15 protein-coding genes are annotated in these 21,316 nt (G+C 46.6%); 8 read left to right on the forward strand and 7 right to left on the reverse strand.

The features are described from left to right. The first annotated feature begins 84 nt into the window (after positions 1-84). On the forward strand, positions 85-2,103 hold the full coding sequence (locus FHS57_RS13850) for a plastocyanin/azurin family copper-binding protein (protein WP_183974548.1): 2,019 nt from the start codon (positions 85-87) through the stop codon (positions 2,101-2,103). A gap of 74 nt (positions 2,104-2,177) precedes the next feature. On the opposite strand, the gene FHS57_RS13855 is transcribed toward FHS57_RS13850, so the two are convergent. Continuing rightward, positions 2,178-3,764, reverse strand: a complete 1,587-nt coding sequence (locus FHS57_RS13855; RefSeq protein ID WP_183974550.1) for a hypothetical protein — start codon at positions 3,762-3,764, stop codon at positions 2,178-2,180. A 239-nt stretch (positions 3,765-4,003) separates the two neighbouring features. Between FHS57_RS13855 and FHS57_RS13860 the strand changes: the two genes are divergently transcribed. Then, a complete protein-coding gene (locus FHS57_RS13860; protein ID WP_183974552.1) occupies positions 4,004-5,128 on the forward strand; it encodes a DmpA family aminopeptidase in 1,125 nt (374 codons plus the stop codon). Between the two features lie 278 nt (positions 5,129-5,406). Here FHS57_RS13860 and hemA read toward each other — a convergent pair whose 3' ends face one another. Continuing rightward, positions 5,407-6,678, reverse strand: coding sequence for a glutamyl-tRNA reductase (gene hemA / locus FHS57_RS13865; RefSeq protein ID WP_183974554.1), 1,272 nt, complete (start codon positions 6,676-6,678; stop codon positions 5,407-5,409). 337 nt (positions 6,679-7,015) lie between these two features. On the opposite strand from hemA, the gene FHS57_RS13870 reads away from it, so the two are divergent. Then, positions 7,016-8,209: an ATP-binding protein gene (locus FHS57_RS13870; RefSeq protein ID WP_183974555.1), complete on the forward strand. Its 1,194-nt coding sequence runs from the start codon at positions 7,016-7,018 to the stop codon at positions 8,207-8,209. Between the two features lie 4 nt (positions 8,210-8,213). Here the strand turns inward: FHS57_RS13870 and FHS57_RS13875 are convergent, their stop codons facing one another. Further along, the gene (locus tag FHS57_RS13875; RefSeq protein WP_183974556.1) at positions 8,214-9,287 is read right to left on the reverse strand and encodes an endonuclease/exonuclease/phosphatase family protein; all 1,074 of its coding nucleotides are present in this window, start codon (positions 9,285-9,287) and stop codon (positions 8,214-8,216) included. Positions 9,288-9,630: 343 nt separating this feature from the next. On the opposite strand from FHS57_RS13875, the gene atpD reads away from it, so the two are divergent. The 4 genes from atpD to FHS57_RS13895 all read left to right on the forward strand — a co-directional run bounded on the left by atpD (position 9,631) and on the right by FHS57_RS13895 (position 14,036). Next, positions 9,631-11,151, forward strand: a complete 1,521-nt coding sequence (gene atpD, locus FHS57_RS13880; protein WP_122933353.1) for a F0F1 ATP synthase subunit beta — start codon at positions 9,631-9,633, stop codon at positions 11,149-11,151. Between the two features lie 78 nt (positions 11,152-11,229). After that, the gene (gene atpC, locus FHS57_RS13885) at positions 11,230-11,469 is read left to right on the forward strand and encodes an ATP synthase F1 subunit epsilon (RefSeq protein ID WP_028525889.1); all 240 of its coding nucleotides are present in this window, start codon (positions 11,230-11,232) and stop codon (positions 11,467-11,469) included. Between the two features lie 157 nt (positions 11,470-11,626). Further along, positions 11,627-13,156, forward strand: coding sequence for a 4Fe-4S binding protein (locus FHS57_RS13890; protein WP_183974557.1), 1,530 nt, complete (start codon positions 11,627-11,629; stop codon positions 13,154-13,156). Positions 13,157-13,175: 19 nt separating this feature from the next. Continuing rightward, entirely contained in the window at positions 13,176-14,036 is an 861-nt protein-coding gene (locus tag FHS57_RS13895; RefSeq protein ID WP_183974558.1) for an SDR family oxidoreductase, read from the forward strand. Here the strand turns inward: FHS57_RS13895 and FHS57_RS13900 are convergent. From FHS57_RS13900 to FHS57_RS13910, 3 genes are all read right to left on the reverse strand, one after another. After that, complete coding sequence (locus tag FHS57_RS13900; RefSeq protein WP_221225629.1) at positions 14,033-15,676, reverse strand: anti-sigma factor; 1,644 nt, start codon at positions 15,674-15,676, stop codon at positions 14,033-14,035. The two genes, FHS57_RS13895 and FHS57_RS13900, sit on opposite strands and share 4 nt — an antisense overlap. A gap of 44 nt (positions 15,677-15,720) precedes the next feature. Beyond that, entirely contained in the window at positions 15,721-16,266 is a 546-nt protein-coding gene (locus FHS57_RS13905; RefSeq protein ID WP_183974560.1) for an RNA polymerase sigma factor, read from the reverse strand. Positions 16,267-16,512: 246 nt separating this feature from the next. Beyond that, positions 16,513-17,169 carry a bifunctional 4-hydroxy-2-oxoglutarate aldolase/2-dehydro-3-deoxy-phosphogluconate aldolase gene (locus tag FHS57_RS13910; protein ID WP_183974561.1) on the reverse strand — a complete coding sequence of 219 codons (657 nt, stop codon included), beginning with the start codon at positions 17,167-17,169 and terminating at the stop codon, positions 16,513-16,515. A 100-nt stretch (positions 17,170-17,269) separates the two neighbouring features. On the opposite strand from FHS57_RS13910, the gene FHS57_RS13915 reads away from it, so the two are divergent. Then, positions 17,270-17,794, forward strand: a complete 525-nt coding sequence (locus FHS57_RS13915) for an NADPH-dependent FMN reductase (RefSeq protein ID WP_183974563.1) — start codon at positions 17,270-17,272, stop codon at positions 17,792-17,794. Between the two features lie 40 nt (positions 17,795-17,834). Here the strand turns inward: FHS57_RS13915 and ileS are convergent, their stop codons facing one another. After that, entirely contained in the window at positions 17,835-21,287 is a 3,453-nt protein-coding gene (gene ileS, locus FHS57_RS13920) for an isoleucine--tRNA ligase (protein ID WP_183974564.1), read from the reverse strand. Positions 21,288-21,316 lie beyond the last annotated feature (29 nt).

Here is a 21,316-nt window from a genome sequence, read left to right on the forward strand (position 1 = left end):
CGGAGTACTCGAAGTACTCCGCTTTTATTTTGGGTAAAGACGGACTTTTTAGACCTTTGTATTGAAAAATTAAGATAGTTGTTCATGAAAAAAGGAATTGCTTATTCTCTCATTGTTTTGTTGACGTCGGTACTCGCAGGGCAGGCCCAAAACCGCCCCATGACCGAAGAAGACTATTACCGCATTGTTACCCTGCCTATCCCCGAAACAGTCCAATTGGAAGTGGGTGGATTGGCCGTCTTACCCGACGGGCGCCTTGCGGCTTCTACGCGCCGTGGTGAAGTGTGGATGATTACCAATCCCTACCTTAAAGGCTCAGGTCAACCTTCTTACAAGCGTTTTGCCCACGGCCTCCACGAGCCACTTGGTTTGTTGTACCGGCCCGATGGTTCATTTTTGTTATCACAACGCGGCGAAATCACGCACCTTGTTGATTCAGATAACGATGGTGTTGCTGACATTTACGAATCGTTTTACAAATGGCCACTGTCGGGAAATTATCACGAATATTCGTACGGGCCTGTTCAAGCGCCCAACGGTGATTTGCTCGTCACGCTCAACCTCGACTGGATTGGCCGTGGTGCGAGTTTAGCCAAATGGCGCGGCTGGTTGTTGAAGTTCGACGATAAAGCAAACATGACGCCCATCGCCACAGGACTTCGTTCACCAGCGGGCTACGTTGCCCTACAAAATGGCGACATGTTTTATACCGAAAACCAAGGTGACTGGGTAGGTTCGGGGCGTATGACCCACCTCGAATCGGGTGATTTTGCGGGAAACCCTGCAGGTTTGCGCTGGAGCCAAGAGCCCGAATCTCCCGTTAAGCTCAAAACAGAAGACATTCCTGATACGGGCGAACCGCTTTACGAAGTAGCCAAACGCGTTCCAGGCTTGAAAGCTCCCGCTGTATGGTTTCCGCACACATTGATGGGTATTTCTACCTCCGATATTCGCGAAGACATGACCAAAGGAGCCTTTGGGCCTTTTGAAGGACAATTGTTTGTCGGCGACCAAGGGCACAGCAAAATCATGCGTGTCATGCTCGAAAAAGTAAAAGGACGCTGGCAAGGAATCTGTTTCCCGTTCCGCGAAGGATTTCAGTCGGGAATTTTGAGAATGGTTTGGGGGCTTGATGGCTCTATGTTTGTCGGACAAACGAGCCGTGGCTGGTCAGCGACAGGAAAAGACAATTTTGGGATTCAACGCTTGGTTTGGACGGGTAAAACGCCGTTTGAAATGAAAACCGTAAAAGCCACTCCCGATGGTTTTGAAGTAGAATTTACGTTGCCCGTTGACAAAAAAACGGCCCAAGATGCGGCTTCGTATCAGTTCAATACGTTTACTTATAAATACCATCGTACCTACGGGAGCCCCATCATTCGTGCTTCTGAGCGCGTGATTAAGCACATTCAAGTTGCGGACAACGGCCTCAAAGCGCGGATTGTGTTGGATAGCCTAAAACTCGGTTACATCCACGAAATCAAAGCAGAAGGTATTCGTTCAGCGGCAGGTTTAGCACTTTTGCACAATGTAGGCTACTATACCTTAAACGAAATTCCTGACGGCGAAAAAATCCCAACGTCGCAATGGAACGTGGTTGCGCCCGCCCAAATGGCCGATGCCAACGCCCACGCGGGTCATACCATGCCTGCGGCCACTACGACTACCCCTGCCAAGGCCAGCAATAGCCCCAAACGGGTGATTGAGCAGCCTGCGAATTGGAGCAATGGCCCCGACCAAGTGATTATTTTAGGGACAAAACCTGGGTTGAAGTTCGATATTACGGATGTTCAGGTGAAAGCAGGAAGCAAAATCAAGTGGGTTTTCAACAACAACGACGACATGCTTCACAACTGCGTCCTTGTAAAACCTGGTACGGCCAACCCAACGGGCGAAGCGGCGATTAAGCTCGGACTCAAAGGCTCTGACATGCAGTACGTTCCTAAATCAGCGAATGTATTGTTTCACACCAACATTCTCCAACCAGAGACCAGCGAAACCATTTATTTTGTCGCTCCTTCTGAACCTGGCGATTACACTTTCCTTTGTACTTTTCCAGGACACCATACCTTGATGCAAGGTAAAATGAAAGTGACCAAGTAAGTAGTAAAACAAAAAGACGTTCCAAGTTTGTTGACTCAACCTTGGAACGTCTTAATAAAAATGATAGCAAAATCTTACTGTGGACGGTAACGGTTTCCTACTTCCAGCGGCGTAAAATCCTTAAAGGTATTTCCAATTGCCTTGTCAGTCGCTTCCTTTTTATTCTCCCAACCCGCATCCAAATCCAGCGTTACCAAGCCTTTAATGGCCAAAGCTACCCTAAATTCGTCGCGTTTTTTGGCATAATCGTTTTGACGACGGGCTGCCTTTAGCGCAAACTCCCGCGCAAAAACATCACCCTTGTTCTGAATCTCAATTTTCTTTTCCAATACATAATTATAACGGTCGAGCAAATCGCGCAGTGGTTTTCCAATTACCTCCGCCGCTTCCAGTGCCCCAATCGTAGCAATGGTTGTTCCCCCAATCGCAGTCACAATCGTCTTGGTCTGAGCCGTCTTTATCAATGCAGGCGACAAACCTGTAGTAGCCCCCAACGACGCATTGACCATCGAACGGTTTTTCTTTCCTTTTTTGGCTTTTAAGTACGCTCTTTTGAGTTCTTGCTCTTTTTCAGAAAGCTGCGTTACCAAGTTCCACGCTTCCACCAAGGAGTTTCGGTACAAGGTATATAACTGACGGTCTCGCTCAATTTCGTTGACCGCATTCATAATCGTAAACCGAATCTTCTGTTCTTTTCGATTTTGCTCTTTATCCAACACAAAAAAGTTGATAAAAAAAGTCAATGAATCATGTGGATCTTTAACAAAATCATAAGTAGGCGTCCAAATGAATTCGTATTGGTTATTGGTATTTTTTACCAACGCTTTGGAAGGCACGTCGGGGTTATCGGTCACAAAATCAAAGGCTTCAATATCATCGTCACCGTTAGGATCTGACAAAAAGAACTTCAAATTAATCGTCGTATTTTCCTTTGCCTTAAAGGCATCTCCCTTCGGAATTTGGATAATATCGGGCGGCAAGTCCATTTGAGTGGCCTCTAATTTAAGGCGTCCCTTGGCTCGCGCTTTACTTGGTTGATCTTCTACGTAAAAGTCAATGTAGATGGGCTTATTTTTCAAACTGTTGAATTGAGTCATCGAAGGATGCCACGTCAATTCGCCCGCTGCCGACAGCTTGGCACCTTCGGGCAGGGTTTCTGTGACGGGAATAATCGCGAGCGGGTCGTTGTCTTCATCCTTCAACGCATTGGCATCAATTTGGTAAATATTCTGCGTGCGGTTTTGGACGTAAAACGGCTTCAAAATATCTATTTGTGGCGGTCGATTGACGTGAATGACTCGCAAATCAAACGAGCGAGTCGCCGTTTCATTATGGCCATTCTTTGCCTCTACAATCAACTGAATCGACCTTTGAGTATCGGTTCTATCGGCCAAATCATACGAAGGCACCCACTCAAAGTAGCCCGTCGAATCAAACTTCATATCGTCCAACAAACCCTGTTTTACCGTGAAGTAAATCAGCGAATCCGACTTCCCCCCTAGGGCTTTTAGACGAAACTCAATACGACTTCCTTCATGCACCACGTTCCAGTTTGGCTCATTAGGCAGCTCAATGTGGAAATTAGAGCGATTGTCTTGGGCGCATACGATTGTCTGAAAATGAATAAATAACAGGAAAAAGAAATGAATGGAATATCTCATGGTAGCTTCAAAATCTCATCTGATTGAATTAAACGCAAAATTACACCAATGATTTTACGTCTCTTCAAATAATTGTTTTATTTCTATACTTATCCAAGAAAAACTTAAATCATACCAACGTTTAATTGCATATTTTCAAGAACCTTGTTTTCACTCGCCAATTTATTCTACTTATTTATTTAATTACTTCTTTGTTACGAAATCAGGCCCTTTTGTTCTTTAAATACTTCAAAAAAATCATGCACCGCCTCTACCTACTGCTAATTATTGTCATTTTTTCACTGCCTTTTCCACTCGCTGCCCAACGTGCGCGCGACCTGGGAGTTCGTATCGGAGTGCTTCCTACGGGCAAATTAAATGCCATTACCGACGTAAATGGCGTAAAAGTGGGACATACAACGCTGGCCATTGGCGATAGCATCCGAACGGGAGTTACGGCTATTTTACCGCACGACGGCAATCTTTTTCAGCAAAAAGTACCCGCTGCCATTGAGTTGGGAAATGGTTTTGGCAAATTAGCGGGCTACAGCCAAGTCACTGAGTTGGGCAACCTCGAAACACCAATCGTACTGACCAATACGTTGAGCGTCCCTGCTGGCAGTGCTGCCTTGGTGGATTGGACGTTGCAACAAAAAGGAAACGAAAATGTCCGCTCGGTCAACCCTGTCGTCGGTGAGACCAATGATAGTTACTTAAATGACATACGAGGTCGCCACGTCAAAACCTCCGATGTCCTTCAAGCTATCCAACGCGCCACTACCACCAACCAAGAAGAAGGCTGCGTGGGAGCAGGAACGGGTACGGTATGTTTTGGCTGGAAAGGGGGAATTGGGACGTCATCGCGCAAGCTTCCCCAAAAACTGGGAGGCTATACGGTGGGGGTTTTGGTACAAACCAATTTTGGCGGGGTGTTGGAAGTGGCAGGCGCACCCGTTGGCGTGGAGTTAGGCAAGTATTCCTTCAAAGAAACCCTCGACAAATCGGGTGATGGTTCTTGCATGATTGTAGTAGCTACCGATGCTCCCTTGGACGCTCGCAATCTCAAACGCTTGGCAAAACGCGCCTTGTTAGGATTAGGAAAAACGGGGGGAATTATGGCCAACGGCAGTGGCGACTACGTCATTGCTTTTTCGACAGCGTATCGAATTCCGCACGAATCTAGCTCTCCGCTCGAAACGTACCCTCTCCTGCGCAACGACGACACCTCACCGTTGTTTCTAGCCGCGATGGAAGCCACCGAAGAAGCCATCATCAATTCGTTGTTCATGGCTCAAACGACCAAAGGCCACCAAGGACATACGATTGAGCGATTGCCCGTTTCTAAAACACTAGAAATTTTGAAAAAATACGGAAAAGTGAAGTAAAGGCAGTGCTAAGGGTTGCTCACAACCCGAATAAAAAGCAAATAAGCAAAAGGCAAAAAAGCAGTGCTGAGAGCTGCTCGCGCCGTGCCGAGGGTTGCTCACACGTGCTGAGGGTTGCTCACAACCCGAATAAAAAGCAAATAAGCAAAAGGCAAAAAAGCAGTGTTGAGAGCTACTCGCGCCGTGCCGAGGGTTGCTCACACGTGCTGAGGGTTGCTCACAACCCGAATAAAAAGCAAACAAGTAAAAGAAACCTAAAACAGTAAATCCAAGAAAGACTAACGCCGTTCTGGTTGTTGCTCAAGGTTGAATAAGTCGTTTAACACGTCAATCAACGTTTCTGCTTCGCCACGTTTGCAGGCAGCTTTTAGTTGAAGTACAGGCAGCTTGATGATTTTCTGCATCATGCTCGACGTAATCTTGTCAATTTTTGTGGCTTCTTCCTCGCTCAAGTTTTTCATAAAGCGCGCCATTTCCTCTTGACGAATCTGCTCAAGGGCATTTTTTAGCTTTTGAATCGTTGGCGATACTACCATTTCTTTCGACCAATCGCTAAACTCGTCGAGGGCTTGTTCGATGATTGTTTGCACGTGCGGTACCGACGCCAAACGACGGTCAAGCGCTTCGTTGGCTTTGGCTTGGATGTTATCGATGTTATACACAATTACCCCAGGTACTTGCTCTGCATCAGCAGCTACACTCCGAGGCACCGACAAATCAACCACGTATTTGAACGAGTGAAGTGATTTCTTTTGTAAGAGGGCTTTATTGATAAAAGGCTCATCGCGCAAAATCGACGAAATCACCACGTCTGCTTTGAGGATTTCCTCTTCCACATTCTCAAAATCAGCCACGCCAAAACCCAGCTCATTGGCCAGCTGCTCCGCTTTAGCCCGAGTACGGTTAACTACGGTGATATTTGTGTATTCTTTTTCTTTCAAATTGCGACAAACGTCCGTTCCAATTTCCCCAACGCCCAACACCAAAATCGACGGATTTGCTTTCAACGCTGTTGCGTGTTCGATTAGCTCTACTGCCACGTACGAAGTTGAAGCGGCACCATCGCGGAAAGAAGTTTCTTGAGCAACGCGCTTGTTGGCAAAGAAAATAGTGTGAAGCAAACGGTGTAAAAACGGCCCCGCCATGCCCAAGTCAACCGACCACTGATAGGCGTGTTTTACTTGGTTCGGAATTTGCATATCGCCTACTACTTGCGAGTGCAGCCCCGTGGCTACTTCAAACAAGTGACGAGCGGCTTGGTTTTGCTCGGTATAGTCTATGAAATAAGGAAGATAGGCTTCGGTATTGGTCAGCCCTTTTTGAATAAGCAGTAATTTGGCAATATCAACGTTACAGTTGGCCGCCGCATTGTAATAGATTTCAGTACGGTTACAAGTCGAAACCACCAAAATATCTGTCCCACCGAAGAACTCTTGCACTTTGAGCATCAAGCCTTTGGCTTCATCTTCATTTAATGCAATTTGCTCACGAATCTCTAGTGGGGCTGTTTTATACGAAATGCCAACGCTTCTAAACTGTAAATATTCCATGTCACTTGCCAGAAAAAAGTTCACAAAGTTACCTCAAACAACGCGTTTTGAAGAATTAAAATCCGAGTAAAAAATAATTTAGAATGAGTATAAACTACTAAAAGAAGTTACACCGCAATTAGAACCATTTTTAAAATTCAAAAGATGACTTTATACGGGTTGTGAAACTGATTTTTGTCATATTTTGGATAGTCATCAAAAACTTTTTCCTTTGACAGCCCAATTCACAAGGTATATGTTTACTTTTTGATTTTTCGTTCAATATTACATACGACTTACAAAAGCAATTAGATGCTTCTGTTGTACTTATTTTACAAAAAAAATTTCGGTATCCCCCATGAAATTTCCAACGATAGACATTTACAGCCAAAAAAACGTGTACCAATTATTTATTGGTGTCAACTTGGCGCTTATCGGCATCGCTTCGATTTTTTATACCTACAACATCGTTGACAACCTCGATACCCGCGAACACCGACAGCTCGCCATCTTTGCCCAACTCATTGAGTACCAAGCTAATCACCCTGACTTAACCGAAGATTACACCAAACTTTTCGAAATCGTCAGGGAAAATATCAAACAAAGCCGAATCCCTACGGTATTGGTCAGTGAAGACCTGCAACCCCAAGGTGACATCAATCTCGACATTCCTAGCAACGTTTCGGAAGCCGAGCACACCAGGCTTTTGAAGGAAGCTTTTGAAGAAATGAAAGAGGAAAACCCTCCTATTGTGGTTGACGTCATGGGGACAAAACAATACATTTATTACAGCGACTCTCCCCTGTTGGTACAAATGCGCTACTACCCCTACGCCCAGCTTCTAAGCCTGCTCGTATTGGCATTTTTGGCGTACCTTATTTTCAGTTCATCAAGGGCTGCCGAACAAAACCGCGTATGGGTAGGGCTCGCTAAGGAAACTGCTCACCAGCTAGGCACTCCCATTGCGTCGCTGATGGGTTGGGTGTCATTTTTCCGAACCGACCCCGACCGCTACCCCGAAGAATACACCCGCGAAATTGAGAAAGACATCAACCGACTCGAAATGATTACGGCGCGTTTTTCCAGCATCGGTTCGGCACCTACCATGAAGTACGAAAAGATGGTAGAAGTCCTTGGCCCATTCTTAGACTATCTCAAGCGGCGTATTTCCACAAAAGTCAAACTACAGTTTATCAACGAGTTAGACACTGAACGCTCGATGTACCTCAACCGCAACCTTTTTGAATGGGTGGTCGAAAATATTTGTAAAAATGCCGTCGATGCCATGACGGGCGCAGGCGAGCTTAACGTCCGAATGTTTGCCCTCAACAAGCAAGAAGTAGCTATCGACATCAGTGATACGGGAAAAGGGATTCCGCGCGGCAGTTGGCAAAAAGTTTTTAAACCTGGTGTAAGTACCAAAAAACGAGGCTGGGGGCTAGGTCTGACGCTGGCCAAACGGATTGTGGAGGAATACCACGGCGGGAAACTATTCGTCAAATCGTCCGAAGTAGGCAAAGGCACTACCTTCCGAATCATATTACGAAGGTGACGACCTATTCAGTCGCGGGGCCTTCATCCCGCGTTTCTTTCTCTATCTTTTCTTGGGCTATTTGCTCTTCTTCCGCTGTCGGCTGCGGCTCGTCGTGTACCAAAACAGCCTTAGGTTCATACTGTAATTTTATATATATCGGAAAATGATCTGAACCACTGTTTTGAAGACGGGCTACTTTGATGAGCGTAAAATCGGTAGAACAAAAAACATGGTCGAGCGGAAAACGCAAAAAGGGAATTTTGGCATGAAAGGTATTGAAGAAACCTCTGCCACGGCGCGGGTCGAGTAAGCCGCTCATTTTCTGAAACAAATCAGTGGTATAACTCCACGCTACGTCGTTCAAATCTCCACAAACAACCACAGGCTTTGTACTCGTTTTCGCAAGTTCGGCAATGAGCAACAACTCCTTGTCTCGTTCCGTCGAGCGGGGATTTTCTTGCGGAACGGGCGGGGTCGGATGAATACAAAACAATTGCACTTCTTCCGTCGAACGAAGTTGTATTTTGGCATGAATCGAAGGAATACCTTCTTCAACCAAATAATGCACCTTTGCCTCTAGCAGCGGTAGTTTGGAATAGAGAAGCATTCCGTAGGTATTTTCCAACGGAACATGCACTAGATGCGGGTATTTTTCTTCCAACGAGCGCACATTTTCTTGCCACCACAAGTCTGTCTCCGCCAATAAAATAACGTCAGAATCTACCTTTTGGACAAGCCGAAGAAAACGCGCTGCATTGTGATTGTACTGATACACATTCCACATCATCAAACTCAGCGTTCGGTCTGCATTAATGATACGCGTTTTGATGAGTTGTTTTGGGGCAAAAGGAGTAAACGGATACACTTGCCAAGCCAAATACGCAAGCATTGCTACCAGCAGCAGCACCACGCTCCAATCCAACCACGACGCCACCGACATAACAGCGGCATACCACCCAAGCACCACGAGCCCAAGGAAAAATTTCTGTAAACGTGGGAATTCGGCCACCCGAAAAGTCCAATAATCGCTTCGGACAAACGGAAGCAAGGTTGCTAAGAGCAGAAGGCTCGCCGATAGTTGCAAATAGAGTTTCAAGCAGTAGGAGTGGTAACTTTTACAAGGTTACTAACAAAATACTGCTAAATCAACAGTCACCCTCTTTAATTTGTTTGTTATGATTTGGATTTGGAATGCTTCTATTTGCGGGTCAAACTCGTTTTCGCACAACATTTTTCGATAAAATAGGTCATTTCTATAAAAAATATCCAAAATAGAGATAACTGATTTTGGGTTTCAGAAAACAAACGCCTAATTTTGCGGCCTGAAAGGATGAGTTAATAGTTATCCGCGTATCCGTTGAGTGGAATTCCTTCAAAATTAGCGGGTAACGATAACATTAACGGACAACAGATAACTGATAACGCTTATTTAACAAATAATGGCAAACACAACAAGCATAGGCAAAGTAACGCAGGTGATTGGCCCCGTTGTGGACGTGAGTTTTGAAGGGGAAGGCAATCGCTTACCAGCTATCCTTGACGCTTTGGCAGTAACCAAGCCCAACGGACAAACGGTAGTTTTGGAATGTCAGCAGCACCTTGGCGAAGACCGCGTGCGCACCATCGCGATGGATAGTACAGAAGGTATCCAACGTGGAATGGAAGTAACAAACATGGGTGGCCCCATCTTGATGCCCATCGGCGACGATATCAAAGGCCGTCTATTTAACGTAGTAGGTGATCCTATCGACGGACTAAAGCCTGTTGATAAGTCAAACGGACTTTCGATTCACCGCGCTGCTCCTAAGTTTGAGGATTTGGCAACTGCTACCGAAGTACTTTATACAGGTATCAAAGTAATCGACTTGTTGGCTCCTTACGTAAAAGGGGGTAAAATCGGTCTCTTTGGTGGTGCGGGTGTAGGTAAAACCGTATTGATTCAAGAGCTTATCAACAACATTGCAAAGGCATACGCAGGTTTGTCGGTATTTGCAGGAGTGGGTGAGCGTACACGTGAAGGAAACGACCTTATGCGTGAAATGATTGAAGCTGGTATCATGAAATACGGAGAAGGCTTCAAACACAGCATGGAAGAAGGTGGCTGGGACTTGAGCAAAGTTGATTATGACGTACTCAAAGATTCACAAGCTACGTTCGTGTTTGGTCAGATGAACGAACCTCCAGGAGCGCGTGCTCGTGTGGCATTGTCAGGTTTGACAATCGCTGAGTACTTCCGTGACGGAGATGGTACAGGCCAAGGTCGCGATATTCTTTTCTTTATTGATAACATCTTCCGCTTTACACAAGCAGGTTCTGAGGTATCAGCCCTTTTGGGACGTATGCCATCAGCGGTAGGTTACCAACCTACACTTGCTACGGAAATGGGTGCCATGCAAGAGCGTATCACGTCAACAAAACGTGGTTCAATTACATCAGTACAGGCCGTTTACGTACCTGCCGATGACTTGACTGACCCTGCTCCAGCAACAACATTTGCCCACTTGGATGCAACAACGGTATTGAGCCGTAAAATTGCTGAGTTGGGTATCTATCCTGCGGTAGATCCACTAGATTCTACAAGCCGTATTCTTTCGGCCGAAACCCTTGGTGATGCACACTACAACTGTGCACAGCGCGTAAAACAAATCTTGCAACGTTACAAAGAATTGCAAGACATCATCGCTATCTTGGGTATGGAAGAATTATCGGAAGAAGATAAGCAAACAGTAAACCGCGCTCGTCGTGTACAACGTTTCTTGTCGCAACCGTTCTTCGTAGCTGAGCAGTTTACAGGTTTGAAAGGTGTATTGGTTGATATCAACGATACCATCAAAGGCTTTAACCAAATCATCGACGGAGCTTACGATCACCTTCCTGAGTCGGCCTTCAACTTGGTTGGTACCATCGAAGATGCTATCGAAAAAGGTGAGCGTTTGTTGAAAGAAGCGGCTGGCAAATAATTTGAAAATGAGTTGATTTGAAAATTTGAGATTAGAAATTTTAATTTTCAAATTTTCAAATTTTCAAATTGATACACTATGACATTAGAAATCATTACTCCCGACAAAAAAGTCTTTTCAGGTGAGGCTACTGCGGTAACATTTCCTGGTACGGAAGGTCAGTTTCAAATTTTGAACAACCACGCCGCCCTTGTAAGTACACTTGGAAAAGGCAGTATCATCATTGAAGGTAACGGCAAAGAAACCTTTACCGTAGATGGTGGTGTGGTAGAAGTATTAAACAATAAAGTATTGGTGTTGGCGGAAGCAATTTTGTAAACATCACTTTGTACTATACGCTAAAGCGCGAGGCAACCTGTCTCGCGCTTTTTGTTTTTCCACCTTCCCGAAAGTTCTGAAACTTTCGGGAAGGTTTGTGACAACTTTCGGGAAGGTGAAGGTTTTCCCGTATCTTCGCCATAAATACTTGAAGAAAATGGCACTTCTATCTCGGCTGGGTTTGTATCTACTTTTAGCAGGTTTTGGGTTGTGGCTATCCACCCTTACCCTCAATGAATTTACCCTCACTCCTACCCTGATTTCTTCCCACCTCAAACCCGAACACCAAGCTACACTGGGCGTACGGTTGCAGCCTTTGGTTCAAAAAACCTTCCAATCGGGTTGGGAGTTTACGTGTGCCTTTGATACCGTCCTCAACAACCTTAACAACGAATACCGCACTGCCCAACAATGGGACAAAGTCATCTACGATGAGTACAGCTTCGCGCTCACCAAAGCCGCCGCCTCAGGCCCGCTCAAACAACAACCTTGGTTGTGGTTTGGACTCACCTTTGGGCTGGTTATCGTTGGGGCTCTCTTGTTTATTCTTCCCGCACTTATCCAATTGGCAGGCAATAAAAACAACGGTATTTTTCAAGATGCTTCAACCAACCGTGGGTGGATAGCCAAAGGTATCGGGGCATTTCTCATTCTTTTTTACATTACGCTGTATTACTATCCGCAATACTTAGCCAACTGGACAATGCTCGTTGACCCCATCAGTCGAGCGCTTAATGGTGCAGAGGCGAGTCGGTGGTTTTTGTATGGGTTTATTTACACGGTTTGTGTATTGGTGATGGGGGTAAGAATGGCCATCAAATACCGCCACAACCGCTACCAGCAAGTGCGGACGGCCTCGGTAGTGTTTTTTCAAACGGCCGTTGCTTTTCTTCTGCCCGAAATCTTGGTAAGCCTCAATAAGCCTTATTTCGATTTCAAAAATATTTGGCCGCTCGACTACGACTTTTTCTTCGATTATAACCTCAACAGCCTTCTCCAAAGTGGGAATTTAGGCATTTTTATGTTGGTTTGGGGCATTGTGTTGTTCGTCGTTGGCGTACCTATTTTGACCTATTTCTTCGGAAAACGTTGGTATTGCTCGTGGGTATGCGGCTGTGGTGGCTTGGCCGAAACCCTCGGTGATCCTTATCGACAACTTTCGGATAAATCTTTGGCCGCCTGGAAAATTGAGCGTTACCTCATTCATGCGGTGTTGGGCGCGGCAGTGGTGATGACGGCCATGGTTTTATACACCTACTTTAGCGGTTCTTCTACGGTACTTTTTATTGATAGTTACAGCGTACGTTCGTTGTATGGCTTTTGGATAGGAGGCATTTTTGCGGGGGTGGTCGGAACGGGTTTATATCCAATGATGGGCAACCGCGTTTGGTGCCGTTTTGGATGCCCGTTGGCGGCGTACCTTGGTATGTGGCAGCGAAAAAAATCACGTTTTCGCATCACCACCAACGGCGGTCAGTGCATCTCTTGCGGCAACTGCTCGACCTACTGCGAAATGGGCATCGACGTGCGCGCTTACGCCCAACGCGGCCAAGACATCGTGCGGTCGTCGTGTGTAGGATGTGGCATTTGTTCTGCCGTATGCCCCCGCGGTGTTCTCAACCTCGAAAATGCTTCTGAAAACTCGCGGGTTATGGTAGCTCCTGAGGTTTTACTTGGCAATAAGTAATAAAATGAAGCTCATTTAGATGAAAAAAATCACTGTTTTTGGTGCGACAGGGTTATTGGGCAAACCCGTTGTACATGCGCTCTTGGAGGCGGGTTTTGAAGTAACTGCTTTGGTACGAAACCCACAAAAAGCAAAAGAAAATTTACCTGCATCGGTTACGTTAATCAAAGGCGATTTGGCTGATACGTCGGCCATTCGTAAGGCGCTAGAAGGAGCCGAAGGAATCTATCTGAGTCTTTCGTTTGAGCAAACGGCCCGCCCTTCCGACTTTATTGGCGAACGCGACGGCCTCCAAAATATCCTCTCGGTCGTTGGTGAATTTCCGATTCAACGCATTGCGTATTTATCTTCCATCATCCAAGCTTATCAAGGATTTCAGTGGTGGATTTTTGACTGGAAACGCCAAGCCATTCAACGCATCAAAGCGACGGGCATTCCTTACACAATCTTTTACCCATCGTCGTTCATGGAAACTTTTCCCGAACGAATGGTTCAGAGTGGCAGGATTTTATTGGCAGGTACGCCACTTGTGAAAAATTACTGGATTGCAGGGGCTGATTATGGAAAACAAGTAGCGCAGTCGTTCTTGATTCTTTCCACCCAATGCAAAGAATATGTAGTACAAGGGCCAGAAGCGCTGACGGTTGACGAAGCCGCTGAAATCTATCGAGCGCATTACAGCAAGCGTGCTCTAAAAACGGCAAAACTACCGCTGTGGGTTTTAAAAACAGCAGGGTTGCTAAACCGCCAAGCTGATTACGGTTATCATGTCATCAAGGCAATGATTGAACATCCCGAACCATTCGCTGCGCAAAATACGTGGGAAGAACTTGGCAAACCGACCACAACCATGGCACAGTTTGCCCAAAATGTCAACTAAAATCCATACCGAACTCCCGCACCTACCCCCATGAGCTGAGGACGAGATTGGAAAGCTGCATTGGCTCGGGTTGTTGAACCTACCGACCGCTGATAATTCCCTGACAGTAAGGTCGTCCAGCGCTTATTGACTTTGTATTGAAGGCGCATACCTGTAGTAGCCGCAAACGATAAGCGGCGGTAAGGGCTGTCGTTGCCACTCACCGTTACCATGTTATCTTGCCCCGTTTGGAAAGAGTTTTTCAAGAAAATATTATTGATAACTCCCCCCAAAAGCCACAATGAAAACTTACGTTTGGGTTTAATAAGCGCAAAACCCGTTTGAACTGGCACTTGTACAAACTGATATGAGTTGCTAATATCCTGCGTAGTAGATAAGGTTTGGACGAGTGACTTATCCGAACCGATGGTTGCCAAATCGTAACGAGGGACGTTGTTATCGCTTAAATTAACCGCGCTTTCAAGGCTATTGATATAACTGTTACTCAACGTACTAAACGCATTCACACCTTGGTAAATAGAGTTCCCTTGAAGGTAGTTGACTCCGCTTTCCAACGACCAACGAGAGGATAACTGCACTCCCCCTTGCCACTGAAACGCGTACGAAAGCGCCGAGCGGTTCGTACCTGAAGAAGTTCGTGCGGAGTTGTTAAACGACGCCAAATTGTTATATAAAGGTGTGTTGCTTGCAGCCGCCAACATTCCCCTTCTGCCTATTTCCACCCCTGCATTGTAGCTTGCTGGCATCACCCCCACCGAGGCCCAGTATTCTTTAGGCAACTGTTTGGGTTTTACAAAGTCGATAGGTTCCGAAGGGACAGCTACCCAAGGTTGACGCTTTGGATGCCCTACTAATTGCCGCAATTGTTTACTTTCTAAAAACGCCAATGTCATTTCAGGGCTTACTTTTGGTTCTGATGGAGCAGCGACCTGCCCTCCTTCTGAGAAACCTGCCACTGGTATTTCGGCTGAAGTCCCCCCTTTCGCATTCATTTTTTCTCCGCTGCTGGGCGTTATGTTTTGGGTCGTTGCTGAGGCTATTGTTTGTTCAGAAAAAGGCGAAATCAAAGCTGGTGTAACGGGCAGCTTCGATTCTTGTCTCGCAGCTCTTCCTTTTTGCCCCCCATTTCTTTTAGACGAACTAGCCATAAGCCGAGCAGTTTCTCCCGACAAAGGTGCAGCAGTGACTTGTTCTTTTTCTCGTGTCACTTTCGTTGGCGTCTCTGCAACACCCTCATCGACAACAGGTTCGCTCTTCGCAGCCAAACTTGTTTTGGGGTCATTTTCTTTGGCTGATGGCACACTTAGGTTTTCCAATTTAGTGGTTTCTGTAGCGCGTGGTTGTTGGGCCAATTGCGTCGAAGCAGCCACTGATTTTTCGGGGAGGTTGGTTTTTAGCCACCATCCACCCACGGCCAAAAGCAAAGCGGTAACACTCGCCGCGGCCACCCAGCGCAGCTGCTGTGTCCGTTGCCAGAAAGGAATTACCATGACGCGCTCTTCTTCCTCCTCATCTAAGCGCGCCTCTATGCGCTCCCACAAAGCAGGTGGGGGCGTCTCAGAAGCGTCGTCGAAACGTCGCCGCCATTCGTTTTCAAATGTATGTTCTTCCGAAGAAGCCATGTTGGTTGTAGTATTCAATTGATGTACAAACTCTTTGTTTTTTCCCACACTTCTTTTTCGCTCTACGAAGAGTTCGTATTGTTTGTTTCTAAAATCTTAGCTTGTAAAAGCTGCTTTGCCCGAGCATACTGCGATTTGGAGGTTCCTTCCGAAATCCCCAACATTTGGGCAATTTCGTTGTGTTGATAACCTTCAATGGCATACAGATTAAAGACGGACTGACATCCCGCAGGCAGCTCACGCACCATGCCCAGGAGTTGTTGGTATTCCATACCCGAAACGGTCGTTTCGCCCTCCGAAACCGCATCGGCATAGTCGTCCACATCGGCTTGGTCTAAATAGGCTTTTTCCTTACGTAAGTACGAAATGGCCGTATTTATCATGATTCTTTTAATCCATGCCTCCAACGGGCAATCGTAACGAAAGGTGTGTATTTGCGTAAAAATCTTCACAAATGCTTCTTGAAGTACGTCTTCAGCCTCAAAACGGCTACGGGTATAGCGCTGACAGACCGCAAACATCCGTCCAGCGAAGCGCTCATAGAGCGTTCGTTGGGCAATGCGGTCTTTATTTCGACACCCCTCAACTAGCGTACGTTCATCTTTCATGCAATCCGTTCTGACTTTATGACGCTATGGAAGCTAAAATGGTTGGAATCTACTTCAAAGTTTTTGTTTTGGGACACACAGGGTCGGGTTTTGAGAAACCCTTAGCACGCGAGAGCGGGTTTTGAGAAAACCTTAGCACACGAGAGCGGGTTTTGAGAAAACCTCAGCACACAAGAGAGCGGGTTTTGAGAAAACCTTAGCACACGAGAGGCGGGTTTTGAGAAAACCTCCACACAAGAGAAACCCTTAGCACACGAGCGCTAGGGCGTTCTTTACGCGATGTTCGAGGGCTTCCCAGTCTTTCTTTTGGAGAATTTCGGGGGTAAGCAAGCGCGAGCCAATACCTACCGCATCCGCCCCTGCGCCAAACCACGTACTTAGGCTTTCTTCGGTTGGTTCTACGCCGCCCGTCACCAGTACGGTCGTCCAGGGCATGGGTGCTTTTAGGGCTTTCACAAACGAAGGCCCAAGTGTGTCGCCTGGAAACAGTTTGATGATTTCTACGCCCCACGACTCCGCCGTTGAGATTTCGGTCAACGTGGCACAGCCTGGCAAATAGCCTATTTTTCGGAGGTTGCACACTTTGGCAACGTCGGCATCAAAACTTGGGCTGACGATAAAATTAGCGCCTAACTGCAAATACAAAGCCGCCGTAGCAGGGTCGATGATAGTTCCCACGCCCAAAATCAAATCGGGATAATCGGTACGGGCGGTTTTTACCAACTCCGCAAACAATTCATGGGCAAAATCTCCACGGTTGGTCAGTTCAAATACCCGAATTCCAGCCTTATAACAAGCGCTTAGGACGTTTTTGCAAACATCAAGGTCTTGGCTGCTGAAAAGGGGAACAATAGGAACATCGAGTAAGGTTTGATATACGTGAAGACGAGAAAAACGAGCCATGTGTAGATAGTTTTTTGAGGAATCGTAATTTGATTAACTTTTTCAGAACAATTTACGGTAAGTTTTGAGTTACATTTAAAAATATTTTCTCCAAAACTCTATGATTACCATTGTTGTAGGTACAAATCGCCGCCGTTCTAAATCGAAGCAGGTGGCTACTTTTTACCAAACCCTGCTCTCTGAACTCCATACCGAAAGTCAGATTTTAGATATTGCAGACCTGCCCGATGATTTCATTCGATCGGCTTTATACGAAAACAACGGCAAAAATGAGTCTTTTAATGTATATCGCCAACTAATGAAGGAATCTGATAAATATGTTTTCATCGTCCCCGAGTACAACGGTTCTTTTCCTGGGGCGCTCAAAGTATTTATCGACGGGCTTGGCTACCCTAGCGAGCTGCTCCACAAGAAGGCAGCGTTGGTCGGAATTTCGGATGGCGTACAAGGGTCAGCTTTGGCACTGAGCCACTTAATCGACGTCTTTAGCTATTTGGGAATGCACGTACTTGCCCAGCGGGTCAAAATTCCGTTTATGAAAAAGAACTTTGTCGATGGGGAAGTCATTGACCCGCTCATCAATAAACTCCTCCGCGAACAAGCCGAATTATTGGTTAAATTTTAAGGCATTGCGTTCGGGTGATAGCCCGAACGCAATGGGTAATTTATACTACTTCAATCTTCACTTTGAGTAAAAACTCATCCATTTCGATTTCGGAAGCGCTGCCGTTGAGGTCAGCAACGAGGTCGAGTTGAACGGCTTGAACTTCTTGGCAGATGTAGCTTTTGTTGGTCGCAACGGCGTCGGCAAGCTCGGCATTGTTGTTTTCCAACTGAATAGCGATTTTGTCCGTTACTTCAAAACCACTGTCTTTACGGAGGTTTTGGATGCGGTTTACTACGTCACGCGCAATTCCTTCACGGCGCAATTCGTCGGTGATGGTCACGTCCAACGCCACGGTGAGGCTGCCTTGGCTTGCTACCAACCAACCTGGAACGTCTTCGGTCAAAATTTCGATTTCGGCCAAAAGAATTTCAAACGTCGTATCGCCGCCAGTAAGAGTCACTTGTCCGTTTCTTTCAATTTCACGGATTTGTTCTTCATTCATGGCGTTGATTACTTCGCCCACTGCCTTCATATTTTTGCCGTACTTAGGCCCAAGCGCCTTGAAGTTTGGCTTGATTTTCTTCTTCAAAATTCCCGAATCATCGCTCACAAACTCAACGCCCTTTACGTTGACCTCGCTCATGATGATAGGCGCTACGTGCTCGATTTGCTCCCGAACTTTGTCGCTCAAGACAGGAATCAACACTTTGGTCAACGGTTGACGCACCTTGATTTTGTGTCCTTTCCGCAACGAGTGTACCAACGAACAAATGTCTTGTGCCAACTGCATCGATTGCTCCAACTCGGCATCTACCCAGAACTCGTCGTACGTATGCCATTCAGTAAAATGCACCGATTCGTGTTTGAACGGCGTATTTTTCTCAATCGACTCAGCACGTACGTGGTCGGTGAGGTTACGGTACAGCCAATCGGCAAAGAAAGGCGCAATTGGCGACATCAACTGTGCTACTGCCGCCAAACAATGTTGGAGGGTTTCGTACGCAGCGCGCTTGTCGTCCGTCATTTCTCCTTGCCAAAAACGGCGGCGGTTGAGACGAACGTACCAGTTAGAAAGGTCGTCACACACAAAATCTTGAATCAAACGTCCCGCTTTTGTAGGATTGTATCCATCAAACTGCTCACCCACGTTTTTCACAAGGGTATAAACTTTTGAAATAATCCAACGGTCGAGTTCGCTCAGTTGTTCGCGCGGAACGCGGTTAAACTGCTCCACTTTGTAACCATCGAGGTTGGCGTACAACGCAAAGAAGTTATAGGTATTGAACAACGTTCCAAAGAATTTACGCTGTACTTCGGCGATGCCGTCGAGGTTAAACTTGAGGTTATCCCACGGTTCGGCATTCGTAATCATGTACCAGCGCGTCGCATCGGGGCCGTATTTGTCAATCGTTTCAAAAGGGTCGATGGCATTGCCCAAACGTTTCGACATTTTATTGCCGTTTTTGTCCAACACCAAGCCCGTCGAAACTACGTTTTCAAACGATACTGAATCAAATAATAAACCTGCGATGGCGTGGAGGGTAAAGAACCAACCGCGCGTTTGGTCAACTCCTTCCGAAATAAAATCAGCTGGGAACGACGTTTTGCTTTCGCTTGCCGTACCGCCCATGCTTTGCGGATACTTGTCGAGGTTCTCAAACGGGAAGTGGAACTGCGCATACGGCATCGCTCCCGAGTCAAACCACACGTCGATGAGGTCAGGCTCGCGGAACATCACTTTGCCCGAGGCCGATACCAAAAAGATTTCGTCAACGTAGGGGCGGTGCAAATCAAAGGCTTCCGTTCCTTTTGATTGCAAGAAAGACGCATTCTTGGCTTGTTGCTCAGGGCTAAGAGCGCCGCTGTCAATCGCCTTTTGGAGTTCATTGGTCAGTTCTTCCACCGACCCGATGCAAGCTTCTTCGCCCGTTTCGCTGCGCCAAATCGGCAGGGGTGTACCCCAGTAGCGGCTACGGCTAAGGTTCCAGTCCACGAGGTTTTCGAGCCAGTTTCCAAAACGCCCCGTTCCTGTGCTTTCAGGGTTCCAATTGATGGTTTTGTTGAGTTCTACCAAGCGGTCTTTTTTCTTGGTCGTAGCAATAAACCAGCTATCGAGTGGGTAGTACAATACGGGCTTGTCTGTACGCCAGCAGTGTGGGTAAGGGTGCTCGTATTTTTCCACTTTAAACGCCCGATTTTCTTCTTTCAATTTGATGGCGATAAGCACATCCGTCGGGCGAAAATCAGGCTCATTGCGTTCTTCGGTCGAGTAATATTCTTCTTTGACAAACCGTCCGCCAAATTCGCCTACTTCTTTGACAAAACGCCCTTGGCGGTCAACGATGGGTACTTCTTTGCCGCTTTCGTCGCGCACCATGATGGCAGGCACGCCGTTGGCTTTCGCCACGCGGAAGTCATCCGCGCCAAACGTTGGAGAGGTATGCACAACGCCCGTACCGTCTTCGGTCGTAACGAAATCGCCCAAAATAACGCGAAAAGCTTTATCCGCATCTTGGAGCGGCTGCACGTAAGGCAACAATTGCTCGTACTGAATGTCTTCGAGGTGTTCGCCTTTGAATTCCATCAATACCGACCAAGGTATGACTTTATCGCCGTCTTTGTAGGCTGCGAAATCGCCATCTTTGCCTTTTTCTGAGAAATATTTCCCCACCAAATCTTTCGCCAACACCACATTGATGGGCAAGAACGTATATGGATTAAAGGTTTTGATAAGGACGTACGTAATGTCTTTTCCAACCGTCAAGGCCGAATTCGCAGGAAGCGTCCAAGGGGTTGTCGTCCATGCCAAAATATATACCTCATCGCTGTCGGCCGTGTCAAACAAATAGGCTGATTTACCCGTTAGTTTCACTTTGAACTGGGCAACGATGGTCGTATCTTTTACATCTTTATACGTACCAGGCTGGTTCAACTCGTGCGAACTAAGCCCCGTACCCGCCGCTGGAGAATACGGCTGAATGGTATAGCCTTTGTACAAAAGACCTTGGTCATACAGCTGCTTGAGCAACCACCAAAGCGTTTCGATGTAGTCGTTTTTGTAGGTCACGTACGGGTCGTCCATGTCCACCCAATACCCCATTTTTTCGGTCATGGTGAGCCACAAATCGGTAAAACGCATGACGGCCTCACGGCATTTTTTGTTGTAATCTTCGATGCTGATTTTTACCCCAATGTCGTCTTTGCGAATGCCCAATTCTTTTTCTACTTGAAGCTCAATCGGCAGGCCGTGCGTATCCCAGCCCCCTTTGCGTTTCACTTGGTAGCCTTGAAGGGTTTTATAGCGGCAGAAAATATCTTTGATGGTACGGGCCATCACGTGGTGAATCCCAGGCGTCCCGTTGGCCGATGGGGGGCCTTCGTAAAACGTAAACGACGGTGACCCTTCCCGTACTTCGACTGATTTTTCAAATATTTGATTTTCTTTCCAGAACTGCAGGATTTCTTTCCCCACCTGCGCGTAGTCCAGACCTTTATACTCTTTGTAGTTCATTGGGCAATTTTTTTAAATTGCCGTTAACC

Source organism: Runella defluvii (assembly GCF_014195535.1).
GTDB lineage: Bacteria > Bacteroidota > Bacteroidia > Cytophagales > Spirosomataceae > Runella > Runella defluvii.